Here is a 13,990-nt window from a genome sequence, read left to right on the forward strand (position 1 = left end):
CAAGCACGTTTTGATCGGCGCGACGTGCCCGCGGCCGTTCTTCGGGCTGGCGACGCCACTCGGGCTGGTGAACAATGGGTTACACGCATACCGGAGGCAGGTCCATGAGCGAGCACGTCTACAAGACCATCGAGCTGGTGGGATCCTCGCAGGAGGGCACCGACGCGGCCATTCGCAACGCGATCGCACGCGCGAGCAAGACTGTCCGCCACATGGACTGGTTCGAGGTCGTGGAGACCCGCGGGCACATCCGGGATGGCGGGGTGGCTCACTTCCAGGTGAAGTTGAAGATCGGTTTCCGCCTGGAAGACTAGCGTGCAGAAGCTCTACAGTGCCGCCCATCTGCAGGAGGCGTATCTCCTGATTCATCGCCTGGCGCATGCCGGCATAGAGGCGCGCGTCCTGAACGAGCACGCCGTAGGGGCGGTCGGCGAGATCCCGTTCGTGCACGCCTACCCGGAGGTGTGGCTCGTCGACGCGGGCGACGAGTCGCGGGCACGCGCCATCGTGCGCGACTTCGAGGACAGACCGTCCGACGGCCTGCCCTGGTCGTGCCCGTCGTGCGGCGAGGAGAACCCGGGCGGGTTCGAGCTGTGCTGGCGCTGCGGCGCGGGGATCGAGGGGCGGTGAGCCGACCACGCCCGGGCCCGCGCGAGTACCGGCTCGTCGAAACGCGCCTGCAGCAGCCGCTTTCCAACGGTCGCACCCGCTGCAACCTCTGCCTGTGGCGTTGCGGCCTGCATCACGGGGCGCGCGGCTTCTGTCAGGCGCACGTGAACCGGCACGGGACGCTCTACAACCTTTCCTACGGTATTCTCTCGGCGATCGAGCTCGGCCCCATCGAGGCCAAACCGGTGCGCCACTACCGCCCCGGGACGCGGGTGCTGTCCGTCGGCAGCTACGGCTGCAACTTCCGCTGCGGCGGGTGCCACAACCTCGAGATCTCGTGGGGCGTGGAGGCGCTCGATCAGCTCGCACGAGGGGAGTCGACCGCCGCCTACGTGCCGCCCGAGGAGCTGGTGCAGGCGGCGCGTCGGCACGGCGCGGACGGCATCGCGTTCACGTACTCGGAACCCGCCGTGTGGCTCGAATACGTGCTCGATGTGGCGACGCTCGCGCGCGGTGCCGGCCTCTACACGGTCTATGTCTCGAACAGCTTCGTCACCGACGAGGCACTCGAGCTCCTCGCGCCCGCGATCGACGTTCTGTGTTCGGACATCAAGAGCCTCGACGACGCGTTCTACCGCGCGATCTGTCCGCCGGCGCGCGTGGCCGACGTCCTCGGCGCCATCGAGAAGGCACACCGGTTGGGCGTGCACGTCGAGGTGCGCACGAACGTGATCCCCGGCCGCAATGACGACGCGGGCATGCTCGGGGAAATCGCCGCGTGGATCCGCGACCGCCTCGGGGCCGACGCGCCCTGGCACCTCACCAAGTTCTTCCCCGCCTACAAACTCGCACACCTTCCCGCCACGCCGAGCGAGACGCTCGAGCGTGCCCGGGCCGCGGCGCACGCGGCCGGGCTCCGACGCGTCTATGTCTACGACGACAAGGGATGCGACTGCGCGCGGGAGAATCTGCCGGTTGCCGCGTGGCTCGGCCGCGAGCCGGCCGAGCTCCACGCGACCAAAAAGTGCGGCGGCGGCTGCTGCGGCGAGGAGGGCGTGCTGCTCAAGAAGTACGAAAAAGCATGACGAGTGACAAGTGACAAGTGATTGGTTCTGGTGCGCGCTTCGCGCGCTCATCGACTAATCACTCATCGCTTTCACTTCTCACTGCACCTCAGAGCCGTGTGCTCAATTCCGCCTCCGCCTGCACCTTCGAGCGCAGCAGGTCCTCGGCGACGTGTGACCACGGCGCGCGCCGTGAAGCGATGAGCGCCGAGAGCTCGCGCGAGAATTTGTGGTAGGTATCCATGGTGTCGGCGGCAGCCAGGCCGGCGCTGTGTTCCAGGAACGGAATCAACCCCTCGATCTTCCGCAGCTTCTCCCGCTTCTCCGCGAGGTCGAGGTCCTCCTCCTTCGCCTGAAAATAGGCCTCGGTGTTCTGCATCATCGTCTCGGTGGCGCGCCTCAGCTTGTCGTAGTCGAGCTTGAGCAGTCCGTAGGCATGCTGATAGAGCCGGAAGAGCTCGACGACGGTGTTCCGCAAAGCGTGCAGCTCCGGACGGCGCGGCAGCGCCTCGGCGAAGCGCGTGTACACGTCCTCGTGCGGCGGCGGTGGCCGGAGGCGCGACGGCAGGTCGCGCATGGCGGGGTTCATCGCCAGCCGGCACATCGCATGGAGCTGGCCGAGCGACTCCTCCACCTCGCCGGCAACGAGACGCGACTCCCGCATGGCCGCCTTGAGAGCGGACTCCGCCTCGCCGTAGTCGAACGAGGCGACCAGCTCCTGCTTGATCCGCGTCTCCGCCTCGCCGTGCGGCTCGGCGGCGAGCTGCCCGGCGAGGCGCAGCCGCAGTCGTTCTCGGGCGTCCAGCGCGATGCGGTACAGCGTCTGTGCGCGCGCCTCTCCTTCCTTCCGATCGAGGTACTCGCCGAGCAGCCGCGCGCACTCCGCCATTCGATTCGCCATGGCCTGCGAAAAGGACAGAAACGGGCCGACGAACTCCGCGTGGGCCTCAGCGCTCACCGGCGTGTGTTTCAGGTATTCGCGCAGGGCGAGAAGGCGCTCTTCCACCGTCGCCGCGCTCTGGCGGGCGCCGGCGAGGGTTCCGGCGATGCTGGAGAACGACTGGTGCAGCGCGCGTGTCGTCTTCAGCACCTCGATGAGCCGCCGCAGCAGCGTCTCCTCTCCGCTTGCCCGGAGGAAGAGCGCCTGAAGGCTTTTTTTGGCCTCCTCGAGCTGGGCCGCCGTCAGAAGGTGGTGCTCCTCGATGTAGCTGACCGCGGTGAGGGAGACCAGCGCTTCGCGCTCGCGGGGAGCGATGAAGTGATCGCGGTTCGCCATTGGGGCGCAGGATCATAGCACGCGCGCCGGGCGCTTCCGCGACCGGCGGTCCCATGCTAGCGTAAAGGCGGCAAACGCCCGGGGCACTCCCCGGCTCGGATTCCGCCGCTTATTTCCCTCGCGGGCAGGTAGCTGGCGCGGGGGCATTGAACTCGGGGCCCGCTAACCCTATCTAATGGCACGGAATCCGGACACGCGTCCAAGACCTGGGAGAATAAAGCGATATGAAGCGCGTTTTTCTGTTTCTGGCGACGAACATCGCCATCCTCGTCGTGCTCAGCATCACGCTGCGACTGCTCGGCGTGGAGCGGATACTCGACGAATCGGGCACCGGCCTCAACTTCAACGCCCTCCTGATCTTCGCGGCCGTCATCGGCTTCGGCGGCGCGTTCATCTCGCTCGCGCTCTCGAAGTGGACCGCGAAGCGGATGACGGGCGCCGTCGTGATCGAGCAGCCGCGCAACCCGACCGAAGCGTGGCTGGTCGATACCGTGCGTCACCAGGCGCGCGCCGCGGGCATCCAGATGCCCGAGGTGGCGGTCTACGATTCTCCCGACATCAACGCCTTCGCCACCGGCATGAACAAGAACAAGGCGCTGGTGGCCGTCAGCACCGGGTTGCTGCGCTCCATGGACCGTCACGAGGCGGAGGCCGTGCTCGGGCACGAGGTGAGCCACGTCGCCAACGGCGACATGGTGACGCTTGCCCTCATCCAGGGCGTGGTGAACACGTTCGTGATCTTCATCGCCCGCGTGATCGGACACCTCGTCGATCGCGTCGTCTTCAAGAACGAGGAGGGTCACGGGCCGGCGTTCTGGGTGACGACCATCGTCGCGGAGCTGCTGCTCGCGATACTCGCGAGCATGATCGTGATGTGGTTCAGCCGTTACCGCGAGTTCCGGGCGGACGCCGGCGGGGCGAAGCTCGCCGGACGGGAGAAGATGATCGCCGCGCTCGAGCGCCTCAAGGCGAGCCACGAGTCCCATCTGCCCGACCAGATGGCGGCCTTCGGCATCAACGGGCGCGTAACACGGAGCTTCGCCCGCCTCTTCATGTCGCACCCGCCGCTCGACGAGCGGATTGCGGCGCTGAAGATGGCCGCCTGAGATCGAGCCTTCGATCCGAGCGAACCCGTAGCGGGCGACCGCTGCGGGTTTTTTGTGCGGATCGGATATCCCCGCCAAGGCGCTGAAATATTGCCGCCCCTCGGAGGGTCTCCTTTCCAGTCACCCCGAGGCCACCCTATGCTGATCAAGCGCCCCGATCCGATCCGCGCCGCGGAAATCACCGATCAAGCGGTCTACCGCGCCCGCCGCCGTTTTCTCGAGGGGGTCGCGGGCGCCGCGCTCGCGGGCCTCGGCCTCGAGGCCTCCGCCGGTTCCCCGCTCGCCGGCGTGCGCCGTGGCGTGGTCACCACCGACGAGAAGCCGACTTCCTTGTCGGACATCACCCGCTACAACAATTTCTACGAGTTCGGTTCCGACAAGACGGATCCGGCGAAGCACGCGAAGGACTTCCGCACGCGACCGTGGACGATCGCGGTCGAGGGCGAGGTGGCGCGCCCGGCAATCTATCAGCTCGAGGATTTCGTGAAGCCCCACGCGCTCGAGGAGCGCATATACCGGCTGCGCTGCGTCGAGGCGTGGTCGATGGTGATCCCCTGGGTCGGGTTCCCGCTGGCCGAGGTCATCAAGCGGGCGGAGCCGACCTCGCGCGCCAAGTACGTCGAGTTCACCACGCTTTACGACCCGAAGCAGATGCCCGGGCAGCGCCCCGGGCTCCTCGGCACGGGCCTCGACTGGCCGTACGTCGAGGGCCTGCGTCTCGACGAGGCCATGCACCCTCTTACGATCCTCGCCGTCGGCCTCTACGGCGAGGTGCTGCCGAACCAGAACGGGGCGCCCCTTCGCCTCGTCGTGCCGTGGAAGTACGGCTTCAAGAGCATCAAATCGATCGTGAAGCTGCGCTTCGTGGAGCGTCAGCCGGTGACCACGTGGATGAAATCCGGTCCGGACGAGTACGGCTTCTACTCGAACGTGAACCCCGACGTCGATCACCCTCGCTGGAGCCAGAAGTACGAGACCCGCATCGGCGAGGACTCGCTGCTTTCGCGACTCACGCGCAAGCGCAAGACGCTGCCGTTCAACGGCTACGCCGACGAGGTCGCGCACCTCTACGCCGGCATGGACCTCCGGAAGTACTTCTAGGGATGGCCGCGCCCGTTCCGCGTGCGGTACGGATCGGCAAGCCGCTTCTGTTCCTGGCCGCGCTGGCGCCGTTCGTTCTGCTCCTCGCCCGGATCTTCCAGGACGACCTCGGACCGAACCCGGTCGAGACCCTCAACCGCTACACCGGCGACTGGACCCTGCGCTTCCTGCTCTTCACGCTCGCCGTCACTCCGCTGCGGCAGCTGACCGGTTGGCACCTGCTCATCCGGTTTCGGCGCATGCTCGGACTGTTCGCCTTCTTCTACGCCTGCCTGCACTTCCTCTCGTGGATCTGGATAGACAAGGTCTTCGAGTGGGAGGAGATCGTGCGGGACGTCTACAAGCGGCCGTTCATCACGCTCGGTTTCGCGAGCTTCGTCCTGCTGGTCCCGCTCGCCGTCACCTCCACGAATGCCATGGTGCGGCGCCTGGGCGGGCGGCGCTGGCGCGCTCTCCATCGCGTCGTCTACGTGATCGCGGTCGGCGGGGTCGTGCACTTCCTGTGGCAGGTCAAGTCCGACATCGCCGAGCCCGCGCTCTACGCGCTGATCCTCGCAGCGCTGCTCGGCTATCGGCTGTGGGCGTATCGGCGCTCGCCGGCGTTCGGGCCCGTGCTGTAGCGGGGGCCGTGTTTCGTTGAAGCGGCGGAGCCAAGGGCGCGCGCGAGTCGTTTCTTCAGCCGCAAGGCATCCGCACCGTCTTCGTAGTAGCCGTGCGCGCGCCCGACCACCGCGTAGCCCCTGCCGGCATAGAGCGCGAGCGCCCCGGGATTGTCGCTCCGTACCTCGAGGTGCATGACCTCGCAGCCGGCCGCGGCCGCGTGCCGCTCGGCATGGGCCACGAGCGACTGCCCGATGCCGCGTCCGCGGGCCGAAGCGGCCACCACCAGCGAGTAGAGGCGTGCGGTGCGCGTCCCGCGCCGGTAGAGCACGATGGCGTTGCCGAGCAGCGCCCCCTTCTCCTCACAGACCCAGACGTCTGCCTTTGCGCGCGCAAGCAGGTGACGGAAGCTCCGCCGGCTCAGGCGGTCGCCCGGGAACTCGCGCTCGAGGGCGAGCAGGGCGGTCAAATCGGATTCGCGGGCGCGGCGCATCAGTTCGCGGGGCCCCGCCGCAGCGTCACCTTCTCGCCGAAGAGCGCCGGCCGGTAGCTCATCTTCACGCGGCGCAGGTTCTCGAGGCCGAGGTCGTCGCCGACGTTGATGTACGTGCAGTCGGCGAAGAGCTTGGTGAACTCGCGGAAGAGGTACTGCGCCGAGCCGGGGATCGCGAAGTTCGTTTTCTCGACCAGCACGTTCGCGACGTCCGGCGTGATGCGCTCGCCGAAGGTGAAACCCTCGAGCCGGCCGTCGATGACGAGCGCGAGGCCGGTGAGTCCCAGCCGGTCGTAGTGATCCAGGGCCCGCTCGATGGCCCGGCGCTCCTGCTCCACGGTGTAGAAGAAGTCAGCGATGGCCTCGGCGCCCAGGTACTTCAGGCGGTTGCGCAGCCAGGTGTCGATCAGGGCGCGGATGCCGTCCCAGTGCCGGGGCCCGAGCAGCTCCATCCGGTGGTCCGGATAGGCGCGGCGGAACTGGTTGATCTCGCTGCGCTTGGTCTTGTAGGCGTTGCCCTTGAGCTCGATCAGGTCCTCGGTCCGGTAGATGTAGTCGGGCAGGCTGCGTTCGATGAGCCAGCGACCCGGGTCCAGAAGGGCGGCGAAGTCGCGGTAGACGAACTCGACCACGCTCCGGTAGGGGCTCGGGTTGTAGCCGTCCATGATGTCGAAGCAGGCGGCGAGGGCGTCCGCCTGGCGTTCCTGGCGCCCGAGGGGAGGCAGCAGCATGGTGAGACAGTGCCCGTTCAGGCTGAACAGGCAGAAGCAGTCCTCGATGATCTGGTAGAAGCCGCTCTTCTGCGAGAGCCAGATGATGTTATTCGCGAAGGTGTAGTCGGAAAGCGTCGCTTCGACGAGGCGCCGGTAGTGGTCGAAAAGGGGCTGGGTATCGATGGTGAAGGGGTAGAGGCGCTGACCCTCGATGGCGAGGTAGTGCCGCGGGGTCGCCCCGGTGGGCCGTGCGGCCGACACCGCGGGCGAGCGAGTACTTGGAGGTTCTTCGGTCTGGCTCAGCATAGGGGCTCCCTTCCGGTTTCATGCGCGGAATACGCGCGGTAAGCGCTTCGGGCACGCGGCGGCCGTGCGAGGTCCGGTTCGGTCCTGGGCAACGGGGTGTCGGGGGTCAAGCGGCAAGCGGCAGCACGGGGCTGCCCGGGTGGATCCAATCGAGAGGCGCGCGAAGCAATTTTTTGGCGATCGAAACGGGCCTTATATAGCCGCGCGCTTGTAAGCGATAAAGCGAAATGAAATGATGACGACGATAAAAAATTTTCGTCGGACGGATTGGACACCGAGCTCCTGGCGACCTTCCTCGAGGTCAACCGGACGCGTCATTTCGGGCGCGCCGCGGAGAACCTCTTCCTCACCCAGTCGGCCGTCAGCGCGCGCATCCGCCTTCTGGAGGAGACGCTCGGCGTCGAGCTCTTCACCCGCGCACGCAACGACATCCAGCTCACGCCCGCCGGCACGCGGCTGCTCAAGCATGCCGAGGCGATCATCAACGCGTGGAACCGCGCCCGGCAGGAGAGCGCGCTCGGGACCGCGGAGGCCGAGCTTCTCGCCATCGGCGGGGTGTGGAGCCTCTGGGACATCTGGCTCCAGGACTGGCTCCACCGCCTCCGGCGGGAACGGCCGCACATCGCCCTGCAGGCGGAGGCACACGGCGGGGACGTGCTCGTCCGGCGCCTGCTCGACGGAGCGCTCGACATCGGCTGCATGTTCGAGCCGCCCCAGATCGCCGAGCTCCTGGTACGGGAGCTCGCGCCCATACGCCTGATCCTCGTGGCCGACCGCCCGGGCCTGGCGGCGAGAGAGGCGACGGGAGCCGGTTACATCCGCACCGACTGGGGCACGTCTTTTGCGACAGCCCACGCCCGTCACTTTCCGGACATGCCGCCACCGGCCGTCCGTGTGGGGCTCGGGCGCATGGCGCTCGCCTTTCTGCTGGAATGCGGAGGCGCGGCTTATCTGGCCGAGCAGATGGTCATCGAGCACCTGACCACGGGCCGGCTGCACCGCGTGAACGATGCCCCGGCCATCGACCGGCAGGTCTACGCCGTCTACGCGCATGCCGCGGAGCGCCGCGCACTGCTCGAAGACGCCCTGTCGCTGCTTGCCGGCGCCCCCGCGCCGAGGGACGCGCCCGCCCCCGTCACCTGAAGCCGGGTACCGCTTGCTCCCCCGGCGTCGACATCCCGCTGGCCGGACGACAAGGTCACGCGGTTTTCGCCGACTTCGGGCGCCCGATGTGCAGTCGGCCGTCGGGGCTGCTGTACACTATGCGCCTTCGCGCGAATACGGCGGAACGAGCGCCTCCTCGCACGCCGCCGCCGCGCATAACCGTTCAACGCCAAAGGGGTTTTTGCCTTGGAGTCCTTTCACGGAACAACCATACTCTCGGTTCGTCGAAACGGACGGGTGGTGCTCGGCGGCGACGGCCAGGTGTCCTTCGGTAACACGGTGATGAAGGCCAATGCGCGCAAGGTCCGCCGGCTCTACAAGGATCAGGTTCTGGCGGGGTTTGCCGGCGGCACGGCCGATGCCTTCACCCTGTTCGAGCGCTTCGAGGCCAAACTCGAGAAACACCAGGGTCAGCTGACGCGCGCCGCCGTCGAACTGGCGAAGGATTGGCGCACGGACCGGATCCTCCGCCGGCTCGAGGCGATGCTGGCCGTCGCCGACCTGAGCGCGTCGCTGGTCATCACCGGACAGGGCGACGTGATCGAGCCCGAGCAGGGCCTGATCGCCATCGGCTCCGGCGGCCCGTACGCGCAGGCCGCCGCGCGGGCGCTCCTCGAGAGCTCCGATCTCGACGCCCGTGCCATCGTCGAGCGCGCGCTGGGCATCGCCGCCGACATCTGCATCTACACCAACCGCAACCTCACCATCGAAGAGCTGGCGAGCTGACCCATGTCCGAAATGACGCCTCGCGAAATCGTCCAGGAGCTCGACAAGCACATCATCGGGCAGGCGGCGGCAAAGCGCGCGGTTGCCATCGCGCTGCGCAACCGCTGGCGGCGCATGCAGGTGAGGGACGAGGACCTGCGCAACGAGATCACGCCGAAGAACATCCTCATGATCGGGCCGACGGGCGTCGGCAAGACCGAGATCGCGCGGCGCCTCGCGCGGCTCGCGAACGCGCCCTTCATCAAGGTCGAGGCGACCAAGTTCACCGAAGTGGGCTACGTGGGACGCGACGTCGACTCGATCATCCGGGACCTCGCCGACGTCGCGGTGAAGCAGACGCGCATGCAGGAGATGGACAAGGTGCGTACGCGCGCCGAGGACGCGGCGGAAGACCGCATCCTCGACATTCTCATTCCGCCGGCGCGGGAAGTGGGCTTCGCCGTCGGCGGCGAGGCGCGCGCGACGGACGAGGGCGCGGCGCGCCAACGGTTCCGCAAGAAACTGCGCGAGGGCGAGCTCGACGAGCAGGAGATCGAGATCGAGCTGAGCGCGCCCAGCGTGGGTGTCGAGATCTTCGCGCCGCCCGGCATGGAAGAAATGACGAGCCAGCTCCAGGGCATGTTCCAGAACCTCGGCGGGCGCCGCCCCCGTTCGCGGCGGGTGAAGATCCGGGAAGCGAAGACGCTTCTCACCGAGGAGGAGGCCGCGAAGCTCATCAACGAGGAGGACATGAAGGCGCGCGCGGTGCAGCGCGTGGAGCAGAACGGCATCGTCTTTCTCGACGAGATCGACAAGATCGCCGGGCGCTCGGAGACGCACGGGCCGGACGTCTCGCGCGAAGGCGTGCAGCGCGACCTGCTGCCGCTCGTGGAGGGCTCGACCGTGTCGACGAAGTACGGCATGGTCCGCACGGACCACATCCTTTTCATCGCGTCGGGCGCGTTTCACATGGCGAAGCCTTCCGATCTCATCCCCGAGCTGCAGGGCCGGCTGCCCATCCGCGTCGAGCTGGACGCACTCACCGCCGACGACTTCGTGCGCATCCTCACCGATACGGAGGCGTCGCTGACGCAGCAGTACGGCGCGCTGATGGCGACCGAGGGCTTGCGCCTCGAATTCGCCCCGGACGGCGTTCGCCGGATCGCCGAGGTCGCCTTCGACGTGAACGAGCGCACGGAAAACATCGGCGCCCGGCGGCTGCACACGGTCATGGAACGCCTGCTCGAGACCGTCTCGTTCGAGGCCGCCGACCGCGGCGGGCAGACGGTCACCATCGACGCCGCCTACGTGGATGGCCACCTCGCCGATCTCGTGCGCAACGAGGATCTCGCGCGGTACATCCTGTAACCCGCCCTCCTGGCCCGGTGCCTCTGCACCGGGTGCGCGGCCGTTCATTCCGGCCTTGAAAACACCCGTCCGGTCCCCATCTAAGGCGCAAGCGGTACCCGGGAAATGCCAGCGGGAGGAAGCAGAGCCGCTGACCCCGGGACCCGGTACGGTCCGTTTTCCCAACTTGATGGAGGTGCACATGAACCGTCTGGTGACGCGTGGCGAAGGCTCTCCCCTTTCGCGGTGGGGATTTGGCGACGACTTCGATCGGGTGTTCGAAGGCTTCTTCCGGCCCATGCGCTGGGTCGAGGAGGCGACGAACGAAAACTTCGTTCCCTCGATGGACATCGTCGAGCGCGAGAACGAGTACGTGGTGCGCACCGACATGCCCGGCGTGAGGAAGGAGGACATCAGCATCACGATGGAGAACGGGGTCCTCACGATCCTGGGCGAGTGCAAGCCCGCCGAGGAGCGCAAGGAGGGCGAAAACTACCTGCGGCAGGAGCGCCGTTACGGCCGCTATACCCGCAGCCTGCGGCTCGGCACCCAGATCGACGAGAAGGGCGTGAAGGCGAATTACAGGGACGGGGTCCTCGAGCTGGTGCTCCCCAAGGCCGAGGAAGTGAAGCCTCGCAAGATCTCGGTGGACGTTGGGTAGCCGGGGTCTTCTTGAAGACACTACGAACGTGTCTTCGCGCCGGCGAACGCCTCGCCACGGATGGCGAGGCCGGGGCATCGCGAAGCTGAAGGAGCCTCGCCAGGGATGGCGACTGGGCCGGCTCTGAAATCGCCAAAAGGCCGCGCAAGCGGCCTTTTCTTTTTCCCCCCGAGTTTGTAACGTTGCGCGAACGTCTCCGCCCCGGAACAACAATGAGCCTGACGCCCACCTCTGCCGCCGACCGCGCGCGCATCCTGACGGAGGCACTGCCCTACCTCCAGCGGTTCCGGGGGAAGACCATCGTCATCAAGTACGGCGGCAACGCCATGGTCGACGACGCGCTGAAGCAGGGCTTCGCGCGCGACGTCGTCCTGATGAAGCTCGTCGGCATCAACCCGGTGGTCGTTCACGGCGGCGGGCCGCAGATTGGCAAGCTCCTCGAGCGCATCGGCAAGAAGAGCGAGTTCGTCCAGGGCATGCGCGTGACCGACCGTGAGACCATGGACGTGGTCGAGATGGTGCTCGGGGGCCTCGTCAACAAGGAGATCGTGAACCTGATCAACCGGCAGGGCGGCAAGGCGGTCGGGCTCTCGGGCAAGGACGGCGGCCTCATCCGCGCGAACAAGATGATGCTGACCAGGCGGTCCGCCGACGAGAAGCTGCCGCCCGAGATCGTCGACATCGGCCATGTGGGCGAGGTGAAGGCGATCGACCCGCAGCTCGTCGCGCTGCTCGACAACGCGGAGTTCATTCCCGTCATTGCGCCGATCGGCGTGGGCGAGGACGGCGAGACGTACAACATCAACGCCGACGTTGTTGCCGGCAAGCTGGCCATCACGCTCAAGGCCGAAAAGCTGATCCTCCTGACCAACACGTCGGGCGTGCTCGACCGGGAGGGTAAGCTCCTCACCGGCCTCTCGGTGAAACAGGTGCACGACCTGATCGGCGACGGCACCATCTCGGGTGGCATGCTGCCCAAGGTGAACTACGCGCTCGACGCCGTGCTCAGCGGAGTGCGTACCGCGCACATTATCGACGGGCGCGTGCCGCATGCGGTCCTCCTCGAGGTGTTCACGGACGAAGGTGTCGGCACGCTGATCCGCTCCTGACTCCGGAGGCGACGTATGGATCGACGCAGGCTGGAAGACTATTTCGCCCGAACCCCGCGGCTGGCCGAGCTCTGCACGCAGAACGGCTGGCCGGATCCCGAGACGCTGAGGGTGGAGGTCCTCGACCGGGACGGCGACGCGCTGCTCTGTTCGGTGTCCTTCGAGGAAGTCATCATGGAAGGGGCCGGGTGCGTGGCCGGCCGGGTCGACTGCTGGGGCCGCTACCGCGTGAGCCAGGGAGACGACGGCGACATCGACGCGGAGCTTCTGGCCGGCTCGCGCGGGTAGCGGCCCATACCCGCGACATGGCGAAAGCGCGACCCGGGGAACGCCGCGAGCTCATCCTGCAGACGCTCGCGCGCATGCTGGAGGAGCGCCGCGGCGAGCGCGTCACGACGGCGGAGCTGGCGGCCGCAATGGACGTTTCGGAGGCGGCACTCTACCGCCATTTCTCGGGCAAGGCGCGCATGTTCGAGGCGCTCCTCGACTTCGTGGAGGAGTCCCTGTTCTCGCGTATCAACCGGATCCTCGCCGAGGAGCGCGAGGCGCTGCACCGCCTGAAGGGAATCCTCTTCCTCGTGCTCGGATTCGCCGACAAGAACCCCGGGATGGCGCGTCTGCTGTACGGCGACATCCTCGTCGGCGAAACCGAGAGGCTGCGCCGGCGGGCCTCCCAGATCTACGAGCGCCTGGAAACCCAGATGAGGCAGATACTGCGCGAGGCGGAGCTGAACGAGAACCTGCGACTGGCGCCGACGGACACCGCCGCGCTGCTCCTCGCCTTCATCGAGGGCAGGGTCGCCCGCTTCGTGCGCAGCGACTTCACCGTTTCGCCGGCGGCGGACTTCGAGACGCAGTGGGCGCTCCTGCACGGGGCACTCCGGTTCACGTCATCGAGCTCCGCCTCCAGGGCGTAGGGTCCGCGCCGCGCAAGAAGGGCTCAGGCCATGTGTGCAGCCCGGGGAACGCCGCCGCACACCGGGCAGGCGGGATCCTTGCGCAGCCGTACCGTGCGCCATTCCATCCGCAGCACGTCGATGAGCAGCATCCGGCCGCTGAGGGTCTCGCCGATCCCCATCAGCAGCTTCAAGGTCTCGACGGCCTGCAGGCTGCCGATGACGCCCGGGGCCGGCGCGAGCACGCCGAACTGCGCGCACGGCTCTCCGGGCTCCTCGCTCTCGTGGTACAGACAGCGATAACAGGGCCCGTCCGGCAGATCCGGGCGGAACACGGCGACCTGGCCCTCGAACCGCGTGACCGCACCCGAGACCAGCGGACGCCCCGTCCGAACGCAGGCGCGGTTGATGGCGAAGCGCGCGGGAAAGTTATCGGTGGTGTCGACCACGACATCCACGGCTCGCGCCTGCTCCTCGAGCTCGTCGTCGCGGAGCTGCCGGTTGAAGGCGGTGACGCGCACGCGCGGGTTGAGGCTCGACAACCGGCGCGCGGCGGACTCGACCTTCTCCGTGCCGACCGACCCGTTGTCGTGCACGATCTGGCGCTGAAGGTTCGTCAGGTCGACCCGGTCGTGATCGACGATCGTCAGGTGCCCGACGCCGCTCGCGGCCAGGTACATCGCGACGGGCGAACCGAGGCCCCCCATGCCGACGACGAGCACGCGTCCATCGATCAGCTTCTGCTGCCCGTCGATGCCGATCTGCGGGAGGAGGATGTGCCTGCTGTAACGGAGGAGATCCGCGTCGTCCATGCACCGATTCTACGGCGGCACGACGCGG

Annotated in this window: 17 protein-coding genes; 13 read left to right on the forward strand and 4 right to left on the reverse strand. The window is 67.4% G+C overall.

The genetic code is table 11. From position 1 onward, the window contains the following. Nucleotides 1-104 precede the first annotated feature (104 nt). The 3 genes from SVA_RS02690 to amrS are packed head-to-tail and all read left to right on the forward strand — an operon-like array spanning nt 105 to nt 1,694. Nucleotides 105-314, forward strand: a complete 210-nt coding sequence (locus SVA_RS02690; RefSeq protein ID WP_096458436.1) for a dodecin — start codon at nt 105-107, stop codon at nt 312-314. Nucleotide 315: 1 nt separating this feature from the next. After that, complete coding sequence (locus tag SVA_RS02695; RefSeq protein WP_096458439.1) at nt 316-630, forward strand: putative signal transducing protein; 315 nt, start codon at nt 316-318, stop codon at nt 628-630. Next, entirely contained in the window at nt 627-1,694 is a 1,068-nt protein-coding gene (gene amrS, locus SVA_RS02700) for an AmmeMemoRadiSam system radical SAM enzyme (protein WP_169923939.1), read from the forward strand. The genes SVA_RS02695 and amrS overlap by 4 nt, the downstream gene beginning before the upstream one ends. An 88-nt stretch (nt 1,695-1,782) precedes the next feature. Here amrS and SVA_RS02705 read toward each other — a convergent pair whose 3' ends face one another. Next, nucleotides 1,783-2,949 carry a hypothetical protein gene (locus SVA_RS02705; protein ID WP_096458445.1) on the reverse strand — a complete coding sequence of 389 codons (1,167 nt, stop codon included), beginning with the start codon at nt 2,947-2,949 and terminating at the stop codon, nt 1,783-1,785. A gap of 224 nt (nt 2,950-3,173) precedes the next feature. On the opposite strand from SVA_RS02705, the gene htpX reads away from it, so the two are divergent. From htpX to SVA_RS02720, 3 genes are all read left to right on the forward strand, one after another. Continuing rightward, on the forward strand, nt 3,174-4,055 hold the full coding sequence (htpX, locus tag SVA_RS02710) for a protease HtpX (RefSeq protein WP_096458448.1): 882 nt from the start codon (nt 3,174-3,176) through the stop codon (nt 4,053-4,055). Nucleotides 4,056-4,196: 141 nt separating this feature from the next. Then, nucleotides 4,197-5,156 carry a protein-methionine-sulfoxide reductase catalytic subunit MsrP gene (gene msrP / locus SVA_RS02715; protein WP_420823873.1) on the forward strand — a complete coding sequence of 320 codons (960 nt, stop codon included), beginning with the start codon at nt 4,197-4,199 and terminating at the stop codon, nt 5,154-5,156. 2 nt (nt 5,157-5,158) lie between these two features. Continuing rightward, entirely contained in the window at nt 5,159-5,776 is a 618-nt protein-coding gene (locus tag SVA_RS02720) for a protein-methionine-sulfoxide reductase heme-binding subunit MsrQ (protein ID WP_096458454.1), read from the forward strand. Here SVA_RS02720 and SVA_RS02725 read toward each other — a convergent pair. Both SVA_RS02725 and SVA_RS02730 read right to left on the reverse strand, forming a co-directional pair. Then, nucleotides 5,725-6,249: a GNAT family N-acetyltransferase gene (locus SVA_RS02725; protein WP_096458457.1), complete on the reverse strand. Its 525-nt coding sequence runs from the start codon at nt 6,247-6,249 to the stop codon at nt 5,725-5,727. The two genes, SVA_RS02720 and SVA_RS02725, sit on opposite strands and share 52 nt — an antisense overlap. Next, complete coding sequence (locus tag SVA_RS02730; RefSeq protein ID WP_096458460.1) at nt 6,249-7,268, reverse strand: DUF2156 domain-containing protein; 1,020 nt, start codon at nt 7,266-7,268, stop codon at nt 6,249-6,251. Before SVA_RS02730 ends, SVA_RS02725 begins: the two co-directional genes overlap by 1 nt. Nucleotides 7,269-7,535: 267 nt before the next feature. Here SVA_RS02730 and SVA_RS02735 point away from each other — a divergent pair, with 267 nt between their 5' ends. The 7 genes from SVA_RS02735 (at nt 7,536) to slmA (ending at nt 13,171) form a co-directional block, all read left to right on the forward strand. Beyond that, nucleotides 7,536-8,411, forward strand: a complete 876-nt coding sequence (locus tag SVA_RS02735) for a LysR family transcriptional regulator (RefSeq protein WP_096458463.1) — start codon at nt 7,536-7,538, stop codon at nt 8,409-8,411. A 207-nt stretch (nt 8,412-8,618) separates the two neighbouring features. Continuing rightward, on the forward strand, nt 8,619-9,158 hold the full coding sequence (gene hslV, locus SVA_RS02740; RefSeq protein ID WP_096458466.1) for an ATP-dependent protease subunit HslV: 540 nt from the start codon (nt 8,619-8,621) through the stop codon (nt 9,156-9,158). Nucleotides 9,159-9,161: 3 nt separating this feature from the next. Continuing rightward, nucleotides 9,162-10,505 carry an ATP-dependent protease ATPase subunit HslU gene (hslU, locus tag SVA_RS02745; protein WP_096458469.1) on the forward strand — a complete coding sequence of 448 codons (1,344 nt, stop codon included), beginning with the start codon at nt 9,162-9,164 and terminating at the stop codon, nt 10,503-10,505. A 181-nt stretch (nt 10,506-10,686) separates the two neighbouring features. Next, nucleotides 10,687-11,145: an Hsp20/alpha crystallin family protein gene (locus tag SVA_RS02750; protein ID WP_169923940.1), complete on the forward strand. Its 459-nt coding sequence runs from the start codon at nt 10,687-10,689 to the stop codon at nt 11,143-11,145. 212 nt (nt 11,146-11,357) lie between these two features. Further along, the gene (gene argB / locus SVA_RS02755; RefSeq protein ID WP_096458476.1) at nt 11,358-12,254 is read left to right on the forward strand and encodes an acetylglutamate kinase; all 897 of its coding nucleotides are present in this window, start codon (nt 11,358-11,360) and stop codon (nt 12,252-12,254) included. A gap of 15 nt (nt 12,255-12,269) precedes the next feature. Continuing rightward, nucleotides 12,270-12,542: a hypothetical protein gene (locus SVA_RS02760; protein WP_096458479.1), complete on the forward strand. Its 273-nt coding sequence runs from the start codon at nt 12,270-12,272 to the stop codon at nt 12,540-12,542. A 17-nt stretch (nt 12,543-12,559) separates the two neighbouring features. Further along, nucleotides 12,560-13,171, forward strand: coding sequence for a nucleoid occlusion factor SlmA (gene slmA / locus SVA_RS02765; protein WP_096458482.1), 612 nt, complete (start codon nt 12,560-12,562; stop codon nt 13,169-13,171). Between the two features lie 23 nt (nt 13,172-13,194). On the opposite strand, the gene SVA_RS02770 is transcribed toward slmA, so the two are convergent. After that, entirely contained in the window at nt 13,195-13,962 is a 768-nt protein-coding gene (locus tag SVA_RS02770) for a HesA/MoeB/ThiF family protein (RefSeq protein WP_096458485.1), read from the reverse strand. Nucleotides 13,963-13,990: the final 28 nt, after the last annotated feature.

The sequence above is a fragment of the Sulfurifustis variabilis genome (assembly GCF_002355415.1).
GTDB classification, from domain to species: domain Bacteria; phylum Pseudomonadota; class Gammaproteobacteria; order Acidiferrobacterales; family Sulfurifustaceae; genus Sulfurifustis; species Sulfurifustis variabilis.